This is a genomic window from Bradyrhizobium sp. CCGUVB23 (genome assembly GCF_024199885.1).
Taxonomy (GTDB): Bacteria; Pseudomonadota; Alphaproteobacteria; order Rhizobiales; family Xanthobacteraceae; genus Bradyrhizobium.
The window spans coordinates 308,916-327,393 of sequence record NZ_JANADQ010000001.1; the positions used below are offsets into that span (position 1 = coordinate 308,916).

An 18,478-nucleotide genomic window follows, 5' to 3' on the forward strand; every position below is an offset into this window, starting at 1 on the left:
AATGACCACCAAAGGACATGTCTACGTCATCGACGACGACGAGGCGATGCGGGATTCGCTGAACTTCCTGCTGGATTCGTCCGGCTTCAGTGTCCGATTGTTCGAGACGGCGCAGAGCTTCCTCGATGCGCTGCCGGGCCTCTCCTTCGGCTGCGTGGTCTCCGACGTGCGCATGCCCGGGCTTGACGGGATCGAGCTCTTGAAGCGTATGAAGGCCACGCAAAGCCCATTCCCGATCCTGATCATGACCGGTCATGGCGACGTTCCGCTGGCGGTCGAAGCCATGAAGCTTGGCGCCGTCGATTTCCTCGAAAAGCCGTTCGATGACGATCGCCTGACCGCGATGATCGAAGCCGCGATCCACCAGGCCGAGCCTGCTGCCAAGAGCGAGGCGATCACGCAGGATATCGCCGCGCGTGTGGCCTCGCTCAGCCCGCGTGAGCGCCAGGTCATGGAAGGGTTGATCGCGGGCCTCTCCAACAAGCTGATTGCCCGCGAATACGACATCAGCCCGCGCACCATCGAAGTGTATCGGGCGAACGTCATGACCAAGATGCAGGCGGGCAGCCTGTCGGAGCTGGTGCGGCTGGCGATGCGCGCCGGCATGCTCAAGGATTGAGGCGGCTTCGACTTGAGGCATGTCAAGTCCGTCCCCTCGCCGCGTGCTAGCAAGGCTGCCATGACCGAGATCAGCCTGCATCATGAGCGGCATCCGATGTCGTCCCCACTCAAGCCTACCGTCTATGTGGTCGACGACGACGATGCCGTCCTGGGATCACTGCGATTCCTGCTGGAAACGGACGGCTTCGCCGTGCGGACCTTCAGGAATGCCACGGCATTGCTGAATGCCCCGAACTCTCCTGGCGCGGACTGCTACGTGATCGACTACAAGATGCCCGATATCAACGGTGTCGAGCTCGCCAGGCGCTTGCGCAAGTCGGAGGGCGACACGCCCGTGATCCTGATCACGGGCTATCCGGACGAGAATATTTCGACCCGGGCCGCCGCGGTCGGGATCAAGGACGTGATCTTGAAGCCGCTTCTCGACGAGAATCTCATCAAGCGCATCCGTGGCGCCATCCAGGGCAAGCCCAAAAGCTGACCTCGAGGGCTGACCTACGGGAATCTACGTAGGTACACCTCCTTAAGATATCGCTCGAAATTTTCACGCCCCGTGACCCGCGGTAACCATCTGCCATCTGAAATGGAGATGGCCAACATGCTCACCCAGTCGCTCAACACCCAGGTTCACGGCAGCAAGATCGCCCCCGCCGCCCATCACGTTTCCGATCAGTTCGGCGCCATCACCGGCCATGTCGGTCTTGTCGCCACCGAGTTTTCCTACCGCAAGGACGAGGAGATCTACGGCGAGGACGAGCCTGCAGAATACGTGTACCAGGTCGTCTCCGGCGCGGTGCGCAGCTACAAGCTCCTCTCCGACGGCCGCCGCCAGATCGGCGCCTTCCATCTCCCCAGCGACGTGTTCGGCCTCGAATCCGGCGCCACACATCGTCTGGCCGCCGAGGCCATCATCGACACCACCGTGCGCCTCGTGAAGCGCTCCAGCCTCGAGAAGGCCGCCGGCACCGACGTGCAGGTCGCCCGCAAGCTCTGGGCGATGACCGCGGGCGAGCTGCGCCACGCCGAGGACCACATGCTGCTGCTTGGCCGCAAGACCGCGATGGAGCGGGTTGCGACCTTCCTGCTCGAAATGGACCGCCGGCTTGCTGTTGCCGGCATGATGGCCTTGCCGATGTGCCGCCGCGACATCGGCGACTATCTCGGCCTGACGCTGGAGACCGTGTCGCGCGCGCTGTCGCAGCTCCATTCCCAGGGCATCCTGGGCTTCTCGGGTGCCCGTCAGATCGTGCTGCGCAACCGTCAGCGCCTGCACAATCTCGACGCCTGACTTCTTCCTCCCTGCCATCTTCCCAACTGGCCGGCCGAATCCGTTTCGGCCGGCCTTTTTCTTATGCTCAACGCGCCCTGCGCCGTGTCTCCGGCATCACCAAGAAAATCAGGACGAGCCCGACTGCCGCGACGCAGGCGAGTCCGACGAAGGCGGTGCTGCTGCCGAACCTGTCGCTGATAAAGCCGCCGAGCACGGTGCTCAGCGACGCACCGATGCCGGTCGCGGTTCCCACGACTCCCTGCGCAAGATTGAAATGGCCGCTGCCGAAGGCGACGTCGGCAACGATCAGCGGAATCATCACCGCGAACACCGCGGCCGTGATGCCATCGAACACCTGCACCAGCACCAAGAGATAGGGATCGCGGACGGTCGCGAACAACAGGCCGCGAATCGCGAGCGCGCCAAATCCGATCAGCAGGAGCGGCCGCCTGCCCCAGGCCTGCGCCTTGCGCCCGACCGACGGCGACATCAGCGCAACGATCGCCTGCGGCACGATGATGCAGCCCGCGATCAGGACGGTCGCCCACTGGCTCGACCGCGTCGTCACCACGCTCGCCATCAAGGGCAGCATCGCCGCGTTCGCGAGCTGTAACAGCAACACGCTGCAGGCGAAGATCAACAGCGGCCGCTGCCTCAGCAGGTGCCACACATTCGTGTCCGCGGCCTCGGTGGCTTCGCGCGGCATCGCGCCGTGTGCGCGCGCCACGTCGACCTCCTCCTCGCGGATCCGCGACAAGGCGATCAGGGTCGGGATCGCGAGCAGGAAAGTGACCAGGAACACCGAGCGGCTCGACAGCAGATAACCGGCGGTGCCCATCACTGCAGCGGCGACGCCATTGCCGAGTGAAGCGAAGCGCGCGTTGCGGCCGAGCCGTTCGCCGATCGCGAACGGGCCGACGAGGCCGAGGCTGATCGCAGCGATCGCAGGCCCCAATACGCAGCTCGCGGCGGCGTGCAGGGTGGCCGCCGTCACCACGACCGGGAAGATCGGCATCGCCGCATAAGCGAGCGCGCAGCAGCCGATGGTCGCGATCGCCAGCCCCGCGACCAGCCGCTCGGATTTCGCAGCATCGATGATCGCGCCGCCCGGCATCTGGCCGATCAGGCCGACGATGCCGCCAATCGACAGCACGAGGCCGATCTCGACCTGCGTCCATTTCTGCGTCGTCAGATAGACCGCGATGAACGGGCCGAAGCCGGTCTGCACGTCGGCCAGGAAGAAGATGAACCAGTCCAGCGCCCGCAGGCTTTGCTTCGACGGGACCGGTTGCGCAGGCGCAGGGACAGCGTTGCGGCTCTCAGCTCGGCCACGTTGATCATCGCTCGGATGGCTCGGCTTCCTGGACAAGCGCACCGGCAGTCTGCCCTCCCTTCCTTACGGAATGAACTGCAGCGGTTGCAGGGTGCCGGAGGCACCCAGCACGACGATCGGTGTGTCCTCCTTGTACTCCGGCGCAGCCGCGACCTGCGCCTTGGTCAGCTCCAGGCTGATGCTGTCTTTCTTGTTGGCGATCTTGCCGAAGTGTAGCGCGTTCCAGTCGACCACGATCTTGCGGCTGCCGACGCCAAGGAAGCCGCCGAAATCAATCACCGCCGCACGCACCTTGCCGGTGCGATCGACGACGACGTCGACGATGCGTCCCATGTCCTCATCGGCGGCGCTGCGCACGTCGCGACCGAGCACGCCATGCGCGTCGCTGGCCCCGATGATGGTGACCGACGGCGGCGGTGGTGCGTCCTTCGGCACCACCGGCACGGCCGGCGTCGGCGACGGCGGCGCGTTCGGCTCGGCTTGCGTCGCAGGCGGCTCCTCTGCCGCGTACGACACGGCGGGCGCGATGCCTCCCGCGATTATTGCGACCAGCATCAACCGCATCATGGCGCGCATGCGACGTCCTCCGGCTGATTGCGCTAATGCGCCAGCACGATCGATACCTGGATCTGGCCGCGCGTTCGCAGCACCTCGAGCGCGACATCGCCGCCGTGGCGGCGGATCCGCAAATCGACGCTCGACGGGCCCAGTTGCAGGTCGCGCAGCACCACCTCGTTCAGGAACGCTGGCAGATGCGGGTTGCGCAGACGGATCTCGCTGCGCGCGACGTCGAACTCGATGCCGAGCGCCGCTTCCAGCAGCGTAAACGGCGTCGCGCTGGCCCAGGCCTGCGGCGCGCAGGCGACCGGATAGAGCGTCGGACCGCGGCGCTTCTCGCGCCGGAAGCCGCAGAACAATTCCGGCAGCCGCCGAAGATCCATATAGGTCGCGGCCTCGAACAGGCCCTTGAAGACATGCGCGACCGAATGCTTCAGGCTGTAGCGCGCGAGCCCGAGCGCGATCAGCGCATTGTCGTGCGGCCAGATCGAGCCGTCATGATAGGACATCGGATTGTAGCGCATTTCGCCGAGCGCCACGGTGCGGATGCCCCAGCCGGAGAAGAAATGCGGCCGCATCAGGTCGGCGGCAACCTTGCGCGCGCGGTCCTCTCTGATCATGCCGCTGAACAGAAGCTGGCCCGCATTCGACGTCCGCACCTTGCAGGGACGCTTGGCGCCGTCGAGCGCGAGCGCGTAGGTGCCGAGCTCCTCGCACCAGAACGCCTCCTCGAAACGCGCGGCGAGCGCCTTTGCCTCAGCCTCGAGCTTCCTCACCTTGTCCGGCTTGCCCAGGCGCAAGGCGCAGCGCGCGGCGAGCTGTTTGGCGGCAAAGACGTAGCCCTGCACCTCGGCGAGGGCGATGTAGCCTTCCGCGAGGGTGCCGTCGGCATGGAAGATAGCATCATAGGAGTCTTTCCAGCCCTGGTTGGCGAGGCCTTGTTCCGAGGCGCGCTGATATTCGACGAAGCCGTCATGGTCGGGATCGCCGGGGCCATCGATCCAGGTCAGCGCGGCCTCGATCGCGGGCCACAATTCCAGCAGCGTTTCGACATCGCCCGTGCGCTCGAAATAGCGGCCGGCGAGCAGCACGAACAGCGCCGTGGAATCGACGCTGCCGTAATATTGCGCGAACGGCACCTCGCGCAGCGCCGCCATCTCGCCGCCGCGCATCTCATGCAGGATCTTGCCGGGCTCCGCGTCGGCGAGCGGATCAGTGGCCTTGGCCTGGAAGTGCGCAAGCCGCCGAAGCACTCCCCTGGCAACCCGCGGATCGATCCACAGCATCTGCAAGGCCGTGATAAGGCCGTCGCGGCCGAACGTCGTCGAGTACCAGGGAATGCCGGCATAGGGATAGCGGCCTTGCGGCGTATCCGTCATCAGCATGTTGAGGTCGGCCATCGCCTGGCACAGCACCTCGTTGAAGATGTTGTTGGAGGTCTCGATACTGGTCGTCCCCGCCGTACAGGAACGCATCTCGCGGCGATGCGCGAGCATGGCTGGAAAGAAGCGCACCGGCTTGAGCGTTTGCGGCCGGTTGCAGGACACCGCCACGAACAACGACTTCGTATGATGCGGCTCGAGCTCGAGCTGCCAGGTGGCGGCATTGACCGAGAGCCGGGTTGGCCTTGGATCGAAATGTAGCCCGGTCGTGCGCTGCTCGTCATCGAGGCCGCGATATTCGAACAGGACGTCGGTCGGGCCGAGCAATTTGCTGGCGCCGGTCCCCCGCCGCGGCCGCTTCTCGCCGCGCACCTCGAACAAATCGGCGAAGTCGCTGTCGAACAGCAGCGTCAGATCGAAGCTCGCCGGCCGGTCACCATGGTTCTGCAGGCCGATGCGCTGATACGCCGTGCCGCGCCACAGGAACACGGTGCGCACAATGTGCAGCAAGTCCTTCTGGAGGATGATGCGGCCATTGCGGTAGATATCGGGATTGGTCAGATCGACGGTCAGGGCCGAGTTGTCGTCCCGCAAGTTCGAGCCGAGCAGCAACGGCTGAAGATCGTCGAGCACGAGCTCAAGCCGCGCAAGATAGCGCGTATCGCAGTTGAACAGGCCGTCCGGACCACCGGCGGAGGCGCCGATATCGCCGTGGCTGTCGAGCACGATGAAGGTGTCGTCGTGCTTGAGCGAACGCCGCGGCCTCGCCGCAGGTCCCGTCATGGGAATGTAGAACGGCTGCTCCTCCACCACTTCCACGGTTCGCGATGCCGCGACGAACTGGGTGACGACTTCGGCTGACATGCGCTATTCCCCTGCGCCGTTATCCAAAACGCAATCGACCTGAACGCGACGACCTGGACGCGACTGACAACTTACGCGGCGAACTTCGAGAGCCGGTTCATCTCCTGCGTCACCAGCTCACGGTAAGGTCCGTGGTTCTGCATCAGGCGGTCGGGCGATCCGTCCTCGATGATCTTGCCGGCCTTCAGCACCACAACGCGGTCGAAATTGCGCAAAGTTGCCAACCGGTGCGCGATCGCAACTACAGTGCGGCCACGCATCAGGCGCGACAGAGCCTCGCGGATCGCCTCCTCCGCCTCGCTGTCAAGCGCTGCGGTGGCCTCGTCGAGCAGCAGGATCGGCGCGTCCTTCAGGAAGGCGCGCGCAATCGCGATGCGCTGGCGCTGGCCGCCGGAGAGCTTTACGCCGCGGTCGCCGACCATGGTGTCGAGCCCTTCGGGCATGCTCTCGACGAAATCGCAGCGCGCCGCGATCGCCGCGCGCAACACCTCGTCGTCGGTCGCATTGGGTCGGCCGTAGCGGATGTTCTCGCGAACCGATCGATGAAACAACGAAATGTCCTGCGGCACCACGGAAATCGCCTCGCGCAGGCTCTGCTGTGTCACCCGCGCGATATCCTGGCCATCGACGGTGATGCTGCCGTCATCGACATCGTAGAACCGCTGCAACAGCGTGAACAACGTCGACTTGCCGCCTCCGGACTGCCCGACCAGGCCGACGCGCTGGCCAGGTTGCAGCCGCAGGCTGAAGCGCTCGAAGATCTTCGAAGCTCCGGGATAGCCGAACGTCACGTTGTTGAAGGCAATTGCGGCGCCGCGCTTGACCAGCGGCTCAGCTTCGGGGTGGTCGCGCAGTTCATGCGGTACCAGAAGCGTTGCGATCGCCTCCGTCAGCCGCGCGACGTGCTGGGTGACGTCGACCAGCGCGACGGCAAGGTCGCGCGTCGCATTGAGAATCGAGAGCCCGAGAGTGCAGACCAGCACGACGTCGCCGGTGGTTGCCTCACCCTTCTGCCAGAGTGTGATCGCCCAGGCGAGCAGTGCGATCGTGAGGACGACGGTCACCGCGGCGTGGGTCAGGCGCAGCTTTTCGAGGTAGCGCAGGCTGCGGCCGCGCGCGGTGAGTTCCCGGTTCACGGTTGCATCGAAGCGCTGATGTTCGTGTGTGATGCCGCAGAACGCCCGTACCAATGGCATGTTGCTGATGACGTCGATCATCTCGCCGTCCACGACGGCAGCCTTGTCGGCGAAATCGTCATGCAGCGGCTTTCCGGCCGCCGCGAGGTGGAACATCGCGATTACCATGCCGCCGGCAATCACGATCAGTCCGGCTGCCATATAAGGACTCACGGTTCCAATCAGCAGGATTGCCGCAACTGTGGCAATGCACGGCGGCAAGACATTCCAGACGAACATGTTCTCGACCGTGAACACGGCGTTGGAGGTCGCGGTGATACGACTTGTCAGCATGCCCGGCATGCGATCCGAGAAGTAGCTGGGCGCATGGCCCGTCAGATGGCGGAAGATGTCGCGACGAAGATCGCCCGTCACGCCAACAAAGGTGAAGCTCGCTGTCCAACTTGCGATACGCCAAAGGAAGTTGTCGGCGGTGATCAGCGACATGAGTAAAACGAATGACAGCCATACGCCTCCGCTATGGGAGGCGCCCGCGGAAAGGCTGTCGACCAGCGATTTGACGCCGTATTGCGTTCCCACGGAGCAGGCAACGGCCGCGACCACGGCGGTCAGGATCACCAGGTGCGACGCGAGCCGCCGGCGAAGATAGCGCAAAACAAAGGCAAACGGCCGCCTCGCGTAGCCCGATAGTTGATCCATGTAGCTGCCACCCCGTCATCAGAATTGTCAGTCGTGCCTGCGCAGCACTGGCTGAGTGAACATCGACCGGTTCGTTCCGGTTCCCTTGCAATGCGATCACGACATGACGATGCGGACGGACTGAGAAACAGTCGTGACATCATCAAGACCAGATTGCGGACGAGTCACGCCGCATTGCGGACGTGTCGAATAAGTAACCTTCACCGGTGGGAACTTCGCAGATGCGGGAACGTTCCCATGGCTGGCATTTGCCGGTGCCGAAGTGAGCTGGGGTTCAACTTTCATGATCGCGACAAGGAGATGGTGAGATGCGCATCGCGCAGGTAGCTCCGTTGACGGAGGCTGTTCCACCCAAGCTTTATGGCGGCACCGAACGGGTGGTGCATTGGTTGACGGAGGAACTGGTGGCGCTCGGACACGATGTGACCCTGTTCGCCAGTGGCGACTCGCATACCTCGGGCAAGCTCGACGCAATGTGGCCGAAGGCGCTGCGCCTCGACGGCGCGGTGCGCGATCCCAACGCTCTGCACATGGTGATGCTGGAGCGGGTGCGGCAGAAATGCGACGACGAGGAATTCGACTTCCTCCACTTCCACCTCGATTACTATCCGTGGTCGCTGTTCTATCGCCAGCCGACGCCGTTCCTGACGACGCTGCACGGCCGGCTCGACCTGCCCGAGCACCAGCCGGTGTTTAATACGTTCTCTGAAATCCCGGTCATCTCGATCTCGAACGCGCAGCGTCGGCCGGTGCCGCAGGCCAATTGGGTGCGCACCATCCATCATGGCCTGCCCGAGAATCTGCTGACGCCTGTCCCTGCGAAGCAGGATTATCTCGCGGTGCTCGGCCGCATCGCGCCGGAAAAGGGCGTCGATCGGGCCATCAGCATCGCAACGCGCTGCGGCATTCCGCTGAAGATCGCGGCCAAGGTCGATCGCGCCGATCAGGATTATTACGACGAGCTGATCCGGCCGCTGATCGAGAACAATCCGCTGGTCGACTATATCGGCGAGATCAGCGACAACGAGAAATCGGAATTTTTGAGCGGGGCGCTCGGCCTTCTGCTGCCGATCGACTGGCCCGAGCCGTTCGGGCTGGTGATGATCGAAGCCATGGCCTGCGGCACGCCGGTGATCGCCTTCAACCGCGGCTCGGCGCCGGAAATCATCGACGAGGGACTGACCGGGTTCGTCGTCGAGGACGAGATCAGCGCGGTCGCGGCCGTCGGCCGCCTGTCGCAGCTGAGCCGCACGGCGATCCGCAAGCAGTTCGAAACGCGCTTCACCGCAAGACGCATGGCGCTGGATTATCTCGCGGCGTATCGCGGCCTGATGGAGGCGACCGCACCGAAGATCAAGCTGGTGAGCAGCGCGGAGTAGCGGTGTGTCGTCATTCCCCGCGAAAGCGGGAATCCAGTACGCCGCGTCCTCTCCGTATCCTCGCACTGCCTCTGGAATACTGGATCGCCCGCCCCAGTGCGCAATTGCGCACAAGGCGGGCGATGACACCGAAAGTGTGGCCGCTACGTCACCACCGCCCGCTTCGGCTCGACGATCTCGAACATGCGCGGGAATTCGTCCATCAGGGCCATCAGCTCGGCAAGGCGCAGCGCGTTGCCCGACAGCTTGATCTTGCCGGCGGCAACCGCCTCCGGGAAGGTCGTGAGCTTGGCGATCACCTCGTCGAGCGTGGCGCGGGCGAGCGTGAAGCTGGCGTCGGCTTTCTCCGCCTGTGCGCTTTCGGTGTAAGTGAGCGCTGAATTCTCCAGGTTGAGCACGAAGGTCTCGCCGGTGTCGGAAAAGCTCCAGTTCAGCACGATGTGCTTGCCCTCCGCCTTCGGGCCGTTGAGACGGATACCAAGCACGTCCCAGAGCTGCGAGGTGCGAAGCGCGGCCAGCGTCTCTCGCGGCATCGGCGGGCGCGGCGGCGTCTTCGGCATGCCCTGGCGCAATTCCTGTGCACCGAACAGATAGGCGTTGCGCCAGGTCGCGCTTTCGGCGGCATAGCCGAGCTGCTCCAACGTGTCGGCGAGCAGGCTACGCGCCGCCACATGATCCGGCTCGGCGAAGACGAGATGGCTCAGCGCCTGCGCCACGAAGCGAAATTCACCCTTGTCAAAATCCTTGCGCGCCCGTGCGAGGATCGCGTCCGCACCACCCATATACTCGACGTACTTCTTGCCGGATTCGACCGGCGGCAGCGGATCGAGATTGACGGGGTTCGCATCGTACCAGCCGAGATATTTCTGATAGATCGCCTTCACATTGTGACGGATATGGCCGTAGTAACCGCGGCCGTGCCAGGCGCCTTCGAGACTCTTCGGCAGTTGGATGGTCTCGGCGATTTCGCTGGCGGTCAGACCATGATTCATCAGGCGGATGGTCTGGTCATGCGCGAATTTATAGAGGTCGCGCTGCTGGCGGATCATGGTGTCGATGCGCTCGCGCCCCCACACCGGCCAGTGATGCTGGCCGCACATCGCCTCTGCTTTGCCGCCCCATAGAGCCAGCGCTTCGTTCAGGTATTTCGACCACGCCAGCGCATCGCGCACGTCGGCGCCGCGGAACGGCAGCAGATTGTGGAAATTATGCGTGCAGTTCTCGGCTAAGTTCAAAATCTTGTAGCGCGGGATGAAGAAGTGCATCTCGGCCGGCGCCTCGCTGTTCGGCGCCATCTGGAATTCGAATTCGACGCCGTCGATCACCCGCGTGTCGCCGGTCGCCATGATCAGGTCGGTCGGACGCAGCAACGCAACCGAACCGGCCGCCATCGACTTGCCGAGACCGCAATCGACCTGGCCGCGCGGCCCCTTGGCGAGGAACGGGCCGAACTGATACTGCGCGCGGCGCAGCATCGCCGGTCCCGCGATGATGTTCTCGGAGACCGCGTGCTCCATGAACAGGTTGGGCGCGATGATCGGCACGCGATCCGTGGCGAGCGCGTCCTCCTCCAGAACGCCGCGCACACCGCCCCAGTGATCGGTATGGGTGTGGGTGAAGATGACGGCCGCAACCGGCCGTAGGCCGCGATGCCTGAAATAGAGATCGAGCGCGGCGCGGGCGCCCTCGATCGAGGTCAAGGTGTCGACCACGATAACGCCGCTGTCGCCTTCGATCAGCGTCATGTTGGCGATGTCGAGCCCGCGCACCTGGTAGACACCGGGCACCACCTCGAACAGGCCGTGATGCATGTTGAGGCGCGACTGTCGCCACAGGCTCGGATTGACGGTCGGCGGCGTCTGCTCGGCCGACAGGAAGCCATAGGGCTCGAGGCTCCAGACCGTCCGGCCTTGCGGATGATTGATTCTGGCGTTCTCGATCGTGCCGAGGAAGCCGCGGGCAGCATCCTCGAAATCCCGCGTGTCGGAAAACGGCAATGCGCTCAGCATCGCCTCGTGCTGCGCGACGACGGACGACATTGCATCTTTCGGCTCGCTGCTGGCGACCTCGGCCATCGGACCGGCTCCCTTCCTGATCTGGTGGGGCGCCATCTAAGCGCATTCGCGCGCCGGTTCCAACAGCCCGCGCGACCGGCAAGGCCGGTCGCTACGTATGCGAAGCCTGATCCTAGTGCATCCCGAGCAGTCTCGGCAGGAACAGCGTCAACTCGGGCCAGTAGGTCACGACGACCAGGAAGGCGAGCATCGTGAGCAGCCACGGCATGACGGCCACCGCGAGCTCGGTGATGCGCATTCGCGCGATCATCGAAGCAACGTAGAGATTCAACCCTACAGGCGGATGGCAGAGGCCGACCTCCATGTTGACGTCGATGACGATGCCGAAATGCACGAGGTCGATGCCGAGCTTTTTCGCCGCCGGCGCGAGGATCGGCGCCATGATCAGGATGATCGAGTTCGGCTCCATGAAATTGCCGGCGAGCAGCAACAGCACGTTGACGACCAGGAGGAAACCGACCCAGCCGAGATTTTGCGCCGCGATCCAGTCGGCGAGCGTTGCCGGCAGGTTCTCGTTGGAGAGCACGAAGGAAAACAGCACCGCATTGGTGACGATGTAGAGCAGCATCGCGCTGGTGTTGGCGGCGCGGAGCAGCACGCGCGGCACGTCCTTCATCCCGATCGCCTTGTAGACGAACACCGAGATGAAGAAGGAATAGACCGCCGCCATCGCGGCCGCCTCAGTCGCGGTGAACAGGCCGCTATAGATGCCGCCGATGATGATGACGACCAGCATCAATCCCCAGATGCTCTCGCGGAACGTGCGCACCGTCTCGCCCCAGCTCGCTTTGGGCAGGCGCGGATAGTCGCGCTTCTTCGCGAGCCACCAGGTGACGATGCACAGCATCGTGGTCAGCATCATGCCGGGCAAAAGGCCGGCAACGAACAGCGCGCCGATCGAGGTGTTGGTCGAGACCGCGTAAACGATCTTCGGAATCGAAGGCAGCATCAGGATGCCGAGCGAGCCGGCGACCGTGATGATGCCGGCACCGAAGCGCATGGGATAGCCGTGGCGGACCATCTCGGGCAGCACGATGGCGCCGATCGCGGCCACCGTGGCGACGCTCGAGCCGCACACCAGCGCGAACATCGCGCAGGCGACGATGCCGGCAAGACCGAGGCCGCCGTGCCAGTGGCCGATCAGCGAGGTCGCGAAATTGATCATGCGCCGCGCCACGCCGCCATGGGTCAGGAAATTTCCCGCCAGGATGAAGAACGGGATCGCCATGATCTCAAAACTCTCGATGCCCGTGAAGAGCTTCATCGAGACCGCCTCGATCGGCACCGTCGTCAGCGTGAACAGGAACGTCATCACGGTGAGGCCGAGCGCGATCGAGACCGGGATGCCCGTAAGCATCAGCGCGATCAGCAGCGCAAACACGGTCGCGGCGCGCATCCAGTGCGGCAGCACGATGACGCCGGACTTTTCGGCAAGGCACAGCGCGAAGATCAGGATCGGCGCCAGAATCAGGATTAGGCCGAGCGGCGAGATTTTTCGCGCAGCTGCCTTTGTCGCGGCACCCGCCGGCTGCGGATGCAGCGCGGGCGAAGCGTCGGCCTGCACGCCCTCGACATGGGTCTCGTCGTGATGCGGCAGCTCGCCGGTCCAGAAATAGAACCAGGCGACCTGGAGGAAGCGGAAGCACATCAGGCCGGAGCCGAGCGGGATCGCCAGATAGACGATCCACATCGGCGCTTCCAGATCGTTCGACTGCTGTCCGGTGTGGAACATCTCGCCGACGAAGGAGGCGCCGAAGGCCGCGATCATGCCGGTGAAGATCGCGCCGCAGAGCAGCGCGAACAGGATCACGTGCTTGCGGGAATGTTCGGGCAGGCGGTTGACGAGCAGGTCGACGCCGACATGGATGCCGGTGCGCACGCCATAGGCCGCGCCGAACTTCGCCATCCAGATGAACATGTAGATGCAGAGCTCCTGCGCCCATGACAGGTCGAGCTCGGACAGGAAGGTGAATGCAGCCTTCGACAACGCCGCGAGCCAGGTCAGACCGTGCGCCGTGGCCCATCTGGAGAGCGCGATCGACTCGCCGGCGCCGTAACGATGCAGCACGGCGATGAAGATCAGGCCCGTTGCAGCCGCAATGAGCGTCGCGATCAGCCATTCCTCAAGGTGATCGAGCGCACGATTTAGCACGCGTAGCAAATCAAGTCCCCCCTCTCAGACCGAAACGGCCGGGAGTGCGTTCACTCCCGACCGTTCTTGTTGTTGTTCTACGCCAGGCCGCGTCAGTTCATCTTGACGTCGAGTTCCTTGGCGACGAGATCGAGCACCTCCTGCCCGACCCGGCCCTTGGCCCATTTATACGTCGGCTGCATCGCTTCCTGCCATGCCTTGCGGTCGGCATCGGAGAGATAATGCAGCGTGGTCTTGCCCGACTTCTTGATCTCGGCGAGCGCGTCCTCGTTCTCCTGGCGCGCGATCGAGTTGGTGTAGTCGGTCGCCTCCGCCATCGCCTTCTCGAGCTGGGCACGGATATCCGGCGGCAGGCCGGACCAGAACTTCGAATTGACGATCACGGCATATTGCAGATGCGCATGATAGGACACGGTGATGTCCTTCTGCACCTCGTAGAACTTCTGCGTCAGGTAGTTCGACGCCGTGTTCTCGCAGCCGTCGACGACGCCGGTCTGCAAGGCCTGATAGACTTCGGAGAACGCCATGATCTGCGGGATCGAGCCGACGAGGCGGAAATACTGGTCGGCGATTTTCGAGCCGGAGATGCGGAACTTCAGCCCCTGGAAGTCGGCGGGCTTCATCAGCGGACGGTTGGAGGACACCATGTGGAAGCCGTTGTCCCAGTAGGCGAGACCCGTGATTCCCTTTGCCTCCAGTTTCTGGAACAGCCACTTGCCGATGGTACCCTTCATGGCGGCGGCGTAGGTCTCGTCGTCCTTGAACAGCCAGGGCAGGTCGAGCGCCTCGAACTCCTTCACCCCGAGCGGCGCGAATTTCGCGGTCGAGGGCGCGAGCATCTGTACGGAACCAAGCTGGAGCGCCTCGATCTCCTCCTTGTCCTTGTAGAGCGAGGAGTTCGGATAGACCTCGATCTTGACCTTGCCGTCGGTGTATTTCTCTGCGAGCTCCTTGAACTTGAGCGCGCCCTTGCCCTTGGGCGTATCGTTGGCGACGACGTGGCTGAACTTGATGACGATCGGGCTCTGGGCCGCGGCAGGGGCCAATGTGAACGTGGAGACGAGCGCAGCCATAGCGGCCGCAAGCAGCAGTTTGCGCATTAAGTACCTCCCAACAACCTCTGAAACCGGTTCTTTTTGGTTTTTCCGGTCTCTTTAGTGGCAGCAAACCACCAGGCGAACAACTAGACCTAAGCCCAACTTGCCGCAGCCAAATCGCCTTGACGGCTTTTGTATACGCAAGTTTGCGCCCGCTCCAGCCCCGACGGGCGAGCGCTTATGTCGCATCAGCGAACGAAGTTAACCCTTGCGCTGGGCGACCATGAACAGCCGCCGGAACGGGAACAGCGTCTGCCCCGCCGCGTTCTTCGGGTAGGCCTTGGCGACGCGCATCCCATAGGCGGCCTCGAAGGCAGCCTTCTCCTCGCCCTGCAAGACGTCGAGATAGCGCGTCAGCCAAGTGCCCTTGGTCCACTCCTTCACAGGATTGTCGCCTTCCAGGACCTGGAGATATTCGGTCTCCCAGATGTCGATGTTCTGCGACAGGGGCGCAAGAAGATCGTGATAGAAGGCCGGCCCCTCGACCGGCGGCGGGGTGACGAGATGCTCGACCTTGGCCCGCCACGGTCCGTCAAGAGCGGTCTCGCCGATCAGAACATGGGACGGCGCGGTGAAATTGCGCGGCATCTGCACCGCCAGCATGCCGCCCGGCGAGACCTTCTCCATCACCGCGGGGAAGAGTGCCGCATGATTGGGCAGCCAGTGCAGTGCGGCATTGGAATAGATCAGGTCATATTGCTTCGCCGGGCGCCAATGGCCGAGATCCTCATGTGACCATTCCACCTCCGGCGCCGCCTTGCGGCCTGCGGCGACCATCTCGGCCGAACCCTCGACACCGGTGACGGCAGCCTTCGGCCAGCGCTCCTTGATCAGTTTCGTGACGTTGCCGGCACCGGCGCCGAGATCGGCAATATCAGAGATGGCAAAATCCGGAATCCGCATCAACAGATCAACCGCCGGTCTCAAGCGGTGGCCGGAGAATTTCAGATATTGCTGCGGATCCCACACCATCTTCGCGAACCTGTTTTTCGTGTTTCCTTCACTGTCGCTCTTCGTTACCACTGCTCGTCCCGGTCGGGCAAATCGCTCCCGGGACGGGTTGGAAACGATCAGCAAACACAACAAAAGCAAACAAGAGAGCGTGTGACCATGGACCTCGGGCTCAAGTCGAAAACCGCAGTCGTCACCGGAGCGAGCATCGGCATCGGTCGCGCCATCGCCAAGGGGCTTGCCACTGAGGGTGTGCGCGTGGTGGCGGTGGCGCGGCGCAAGGACCTGCTCGACCAACTCGTGCAGGAGACAGGCGCGGGACTGATCACGCCGTTCGAGCAGGATGTGATGGCGGCGGACGCCGCCGAGCGGCTGGCGGCCTTTGCGCTCGGGGAGTTCGGCCATGTCGACATCCTTGTCAACAATGCCGGCGGCAGCCGTCCGCTGCCGGTCGATGCGCCCGACAGCAAATGGGACGAGGCGATCGCGCTGAATTTCACCAGCTACCGCCGCATCGCGCATGCGCTCTTGCCGCAGATGATGGAGCGCAACTGGGGCCGCATCATCAACATCACCGGCAAGTCCGAGCCGGAAGGGCTCAACGCCGCCTTCGCCGCCAAGGCCGCCGTGCACGCCTGGGCCAAGGGCCTGTCACGCGAGATCGGCAAGCACGGCATCACCATCAACTGCATCCCGCCCGGCCGCATCATGAGCGAGCAGATCCGTCGCAATTATGCACCCGATTATCGCGAGCGCTTTGCCGAGGAAGAAATCCCGGTCGGCTATTGGGGCGAGCCGGAGGACCTCGCCGCCCTCGCCGTATTCCTGGCCTCACCGGTTGCGCGCTACATCACGGGCACGGTGATCCCGGTCGATGGCGGGTTGCGGCGGTATCAGTTCTGAGGCGGGGCCGGCCCTAGGGGCTTGCTTCGGAGCCCGACAGCAGCGACCGAATTTTAGCGAGGATTTGCGGAGCCCGGGTCGAGGCGGATCTTGTAACGATGCAGCTTCGCATAGACGGTGCTTTTGGCGAGACCGAGCGCGGACGCGGTCGCCGTCACGTTGCCGCTGCACGACCGCAGCGTACGCGATATCAAGTCACGTTCGGCTGACTCGGCCAGAGACAAGCCCGGTTCGCGCGCATCGTCCGTCCGCCGGATGGTATCGGGCAGATCCGACGGCTCGATCTGGTCCCCGCTACTGGTCAGCATCAGGCTCTCGATCAAGTTGCGCAGTTCGCGGACGTTGCCGGGCCAATCATGGCGACGCAGGCATTCGAACACTTCCGGCGCAAAACGGCGATCGGCAAGGCCATAGCGCGACTTTGCCTGGGCAACGAAATGATCGACCAGCAGCGGAATGTCATCGCAGCGCTCCCGCAGCGGCGGTATGACGACGGGCACGACGGCCAGCCGGTAGTACAGATCCTTGCGGAAGCGCTGTGCATCGACCTCGGCTTGCAGATCGCGGTTGGTCGCGGCGACAAGGCGGAAGTCCACCTTGCGCGCCACGGTGTCGCCGACCCTGCTGATCTCGCCATTCTCCAGAGCCCGCAGCAACATTGGCTGGAGATCGAGCGGCAGTTCACCGATTTCATCGAGGAAAAGCGTGCCGCGGGACGCGGCCTCGATCTTTCCGGACATGCCGCCGCGCCGCGCACCAGTGAAGGCGCCGTCGACATAGCCGAAGAGTTCGCTCGCCAGCAGCTCGCGCGAGACGGAGCCACAGTTCACGACGACCAATGGGCCGCTCCGGCGCGGGGACGCAGAATGAATGGCTTGAGCGAAAACCTCCTTGCCGACGCCGGTCTCACCAAGCAGCAGGACAGGAGCCGCGGTCGTGCCGACACGACGGCATTTTTCGACGACGGCGTGCATCCTGGGATCCGTAAAAATGATGTTGGCGAAGGCCCTGGCGTCACCCTGCGCGGGTGGCAAAACGGACCTGCTCGAGACCGCTGGCTTCGGCGCCACCATGACGGTTCCCAGATGCTCCCCCTGATACGCCACTGGTCGCAGCCATTCCTCCTTGATCCAGGCTGGGCGCGAATTGCTCCATGGCCGATCATCGCTGCTCACAAGGTGGGGAAAATTCGACTGGCTGTGCGGCGCGCCGAGGTCGCGCAAGATCTGCGCCATTTCGCCGTTCGCCTTGAAGGGCCGCCCGGCGCTATCGAACAGCACGGCGTGATGGCGGTCCGAAGGAGGCAGCATCCAGAAGCATTGGTCGAGAAGCCTGTAACGGGCATCCATCTCCATCTGGAGCAGATGTGCCTCGATGCGCGCGGCTGCCGAAATCGCCAGCGCGAGTGCCTGCCGTCCGTAGGAATCCGACAGCCCGGAAATATCGATGGCTCCGATCACGGCGCCATCGATGGGATCGCGGATGACGGAGGCCGAGCAGGTCCAACGCTGGATCCCTGAGCAGAAATGCTCGGTGGCATGAACCTGGATGGCCTGACCGGTTTCCAGCGCCGTGCCGATCGCGTTGGTGCCGCAGGTCGCTTCGCTCCAATTGCTGCCGGGCAACAGGTGAGTCTTCTCCACCGCATTGCGCAATGCGATCCTGGTGTCGCCTTCCAGGCGCAACACGATGCCATCGACATCGGTCAGAACCATCACCGTGCCGGTTTCGAGCATGTAGTCGCGCGCCAGTACCATGGTCGACGCGCCGGCGTGGACCAGGCGGGTGCGATTGTCGAGCAGGCGCCGCAGCCGCTCGTCGTTCATCGGCAGCGGAGCCTGGCTGCGCCGGTAGTCCACGGCCGATTTCTGGCTCCGCCGCCAGGAATCGTTGATCGCGGGCCGAACGACCTGCCCGCCAGCGCCGGTCCCGGACAGGAAGTGCTCCCAGCTTGTCAGGACGTCGCGCTCAATACCTGGATTCGCAAAAGCTTCCTCTGGCGTCTGACCCAACACGCTTCCTCCTTTGACGCGCTGAGTGGTCCAGGATCTTATTGTT

Annotated in this window: 14 protein-coding genes and 1 pseudogene; 5 read left to right on the forward strand and 10 right to left on the reverse strand. The window is 63.8% G+C overall.

The window, feature by feature from the left end; all coding sequences use genetic code 11:
• Position 1: 1 nt before the first annotated feature.
• From fixJ to NLN62_RS01380, 3 genes are all read left to right on the forward strand, one after another.
• On the forward strand, positions 2–619 hold the full coding sequence (gene fixJ, locus NLN62_RS01370; protein ID WP_027526021.1) for a response regulator FixJ: 618 nt from the start codon (positions 2–4) through the stop codon (positions 617–619).
• A gap of 60 nt (positions 620–679) precedes the next feature.
• The gene (locus tag NLN62_RS01375; protein ID WP_254107088.1) at positions 680–1,102 is read left to right on the forward strand and encodes a response regulator; all 423 of its coding nucleotides are present in this window, start codon (positions 680–682) and stop codon (positions 1,100–1,102) included.
• Between the two features lie 117 nt (positions 1,103–1,219).
• Positions 1,220–1,909: a helix-turn-helix domain-containing protein gene (locus NLN62_RS01380; RefSeq protein WP_027526023.1), complete on the forward strand. Its 690-nt coding sequence runs from the start codon at positions 1,220–1,222 to the stop codon at positions 1,907–1,909.
• A gap of 67 nt (positions 1,910–1,976) precedes the next feature.
• On the opposite strand, the gene NLN62_RS01385 is transcribed toward NLN62_RS01380, so the two are convergent.
• From NLN62_RS01385 to NLN62_RS01400, 4 genes are all read right to left on the reverse strand, one after another.
• Entirely contained in the window at positions 1,977–3,266 is a 1,290-nt protein-coding gene (locus NLN62_RS01385; protein WP_254107089.1) for an MFS transporter, read from the reverse strand.
• A gap of 21 nt (positions 3,267–3,287) precedes the next feature.
• On the reverse strand, positions 3,288–3,800 hold the full coding sequence (locus tag NLN62_RS01390) for a PRC-barrel domain-containing protein (RefSeq protein ID WP_027526025.1): 513 nt from the start codon (positions 3,798–3,800) through the stop codon (positions 3,288–3,290).
• A 23-nt stretch (positions 3,801–3,823) separates the two neighbouring features.
• Positions 3,824–6,028: an amylo-alpha-1,6-glucosidase gene (locus NLN62_RS01395; protein WP_254107090.1), complete on the reverse strand. Its 2,205-nt coding sequence runs from the start codon at positions 6,026–6,028 to the stop codon at positions 3,824–3,826.
• Between the two features lie 71 nt (positions 6,029–6,099).
• Positions 6,100–7,863, reverse strand: coding sequence for an ABC transporter ATP-binding protein (locus NLN62_RS01400; RefSeq protein WP_027526027.1), 1,764 nt, complete (start codon positions 7,861–7,863; stop codon positions 6,100–6,102).
• 308 nt (positions 7,864–8,171) lie between these two features.
• On the opposite strand from NLN62_RS01400, the gene NLN62_RS01405 reads away from it, so the two are divergent.
• Entirely contained in the window at positions 8,172–9,242 is a 1,071-nt protein-coding gene (locus NLN62_RS01405; protein WP_027526028.1) for a glycosyltransferase family 4 protein, read from the forward strand.
• A 143-nt stretch (positions 9,243–9,385) separates the two neighbouring features.
• On the opposite strand, the gene NLN62_RS01410 is transcribed toward NLN62_RS01405, so the two are convergent.
• The 5 genes and pseudogenes from NLN62_RS01410 to NLN62_RS01425 form a co-directional block, all read right to left on the reverse strand.
• On the reverse strand, positions 9,386–11,317 hold the full coding sequence (locus NLN62_RS01410; protein WP_254107091.1) for an alkyl/aryl-sulfatase: 1,932 nt from the start codon (positions 11,315–11,317) through the stop codon (positions 9,386–9,388).
• Between the two features lie 112 nt (positions 11,318–11,429).
• Positions 11,430–12,713, reverse strand: coding sequence for a TRAP transporter large permease subunit (locus NLN62_RS53185; protein ID WP_027526030.1), 1,284 nt, complete (start codon positions 12,711–12,713; stop codon positions 11,430–11,432).
• 237 nt (positions 12,714–12,950) lie between these two features.
• Positions 12,951–13,469: pseudogene (locus tag NLN62_RS53190) on the reverse strand (TRAP transporter small permease); the annotation flags it as partial.
• Between the two features lie 92 nt (positions 13,470–13,561).
• Positions 13,562–14,569, reverse strand: coding sequence for a DctP family TRAP transporter solute-binding subunit (locus tag NLN62_RS01420; protein ID WP_027526031.1), 1,008 nt, complete (start codon positions 14,567–14,569; stop codon positions 13,562–13,564).
• Positions 14,570–14,767: 198 nt separating this feature from the next.
• Entirely contained in the window at positions 14,768–15,538 is a 771-nt protein-coding gene (locus NLN62_RS01425) for a methyltransferase domain-containing protein (RefSeq protein WP_027526032.1), read from the reverse strand.
• 138 nt (positions 15,539–15,676) lie between these two features.
• Between NLN62_RS01425 and NLN62_RS01430 the strand changes: the two genes are divergently transcribed.
• Positions 15,677–16,420 carry an SDR family NAD(P)-dependent oxidoreductase gene (locus tag NLN62_RS01430; RefSeq protein WP_027526033.1) on the forward strand — a complete coding sequence of 248 codons (744 nt, stop codon included), beginning with the start codon at positions 15,677–15,679 and terminating at the stop codon, positions 16,418–16,420.
• A gap of 53 nt (positions 16,421–16,473) precedes the next feature.
• Here NLN62_RS01430 and NLN62_RS01435 read toward each other — a convergent pair whose 3' ends face one another.
• Positions 16,474–18,435, reverse strand: coding sequence for a sigma-54-dependent Fis family transcriptional regulator (locus tag NLN62_RS01435; RefSeq protein ID WP_254107092.1), 1,962 nt, complete (start codon positions 18,433–18,435; stop codon positions 16,474–16,476).
• Between the last annotated feature and the right edge of the window lie 43 nt (positions 18,436–18,478).

Coding starts and splice junctions, on each gene's coding strand:
- NLN62_RS53185 (WP_027526030.1), bottom strand. CDS start 12,713: ATGCGCGCCGCGACCGTGTTTGCGCTGCTGATCGCGCTGATGCTTACG.
- NLN62_RS01410 (WP_254107091.1), bottom strand. CDS start 11,317: ATGGCCGAGGTCGCCAGCAGCGAGCCGAAAGATGCAATGTCGTCCGTC.
- NLN62_RS01430 (WP_027526033.1), top strand. CDS start 15,677: ATGGACCTCGGGCTCAAGTCGAAAACCGCAGTCGTCACCGGAGCGAGC.
- NLN62_RS01400 (WP_027526027.1), bottom strand. CDS start 7,863: ATGGATCAACTATCGGGCTACGCGAGGCGGCCGTTTGCCTTTGTTTTG.
- NLN62_RS01390 (WP_027526025.1), bottom strand. CDS start 3,800: ATGCGCGCCATGATGCGGTTGATGCTGGTCGCAATAATCGCGGGAGGC.
- NLN62_RS01395 (WP_254107090.1), bottom strand. CDS start 6,028: ATGTCAGCCGAAGTCGTCACCCAGTTCGTCGCGGCATCGCGAACCGTG.
- NLN62_RS01380 (WP_027526023.1), top strand. CDS start 1,220: ATGCTCACCCAGTCGCTCAACACCCAGGTTCACGGCAGCAAGATCGCC.
- NLN62_RS01405 (WP_027526028.1), top strand. CDS start 8,172: ATGCGCATCGCGCAGGTAGCTCCGTTGACGGAGGCTGTTCCACCCAAG.
- NLN62_RS01375 (WP_254107088.1), top strand. CDS start 680: ATGACCGAGATCAGCCTGCATCATGAGCGGCATCCGATGTCGTCCCCA.
- fixJ (WP_027526021.1), top strand. CDS start 2: ATGACCACCAAAGGACATGTCTACGTCATCGACGACGACGAGGCGATG.
- NLN62_RS01420 (WP_027526031.1), bottom strand. CDS start 14,569: ATGCGCAAACTGCTGCTTGCGGCCGCTATGGCTGCGCTCGTCTCCACG.
- NLN62_RS01425 (WP_027526032.1), bottom strand. CDS start 15,538: ATGGTGTGGGATCCGCAGCAATATCTGAAATTCTCCGGCCACCGCTTG.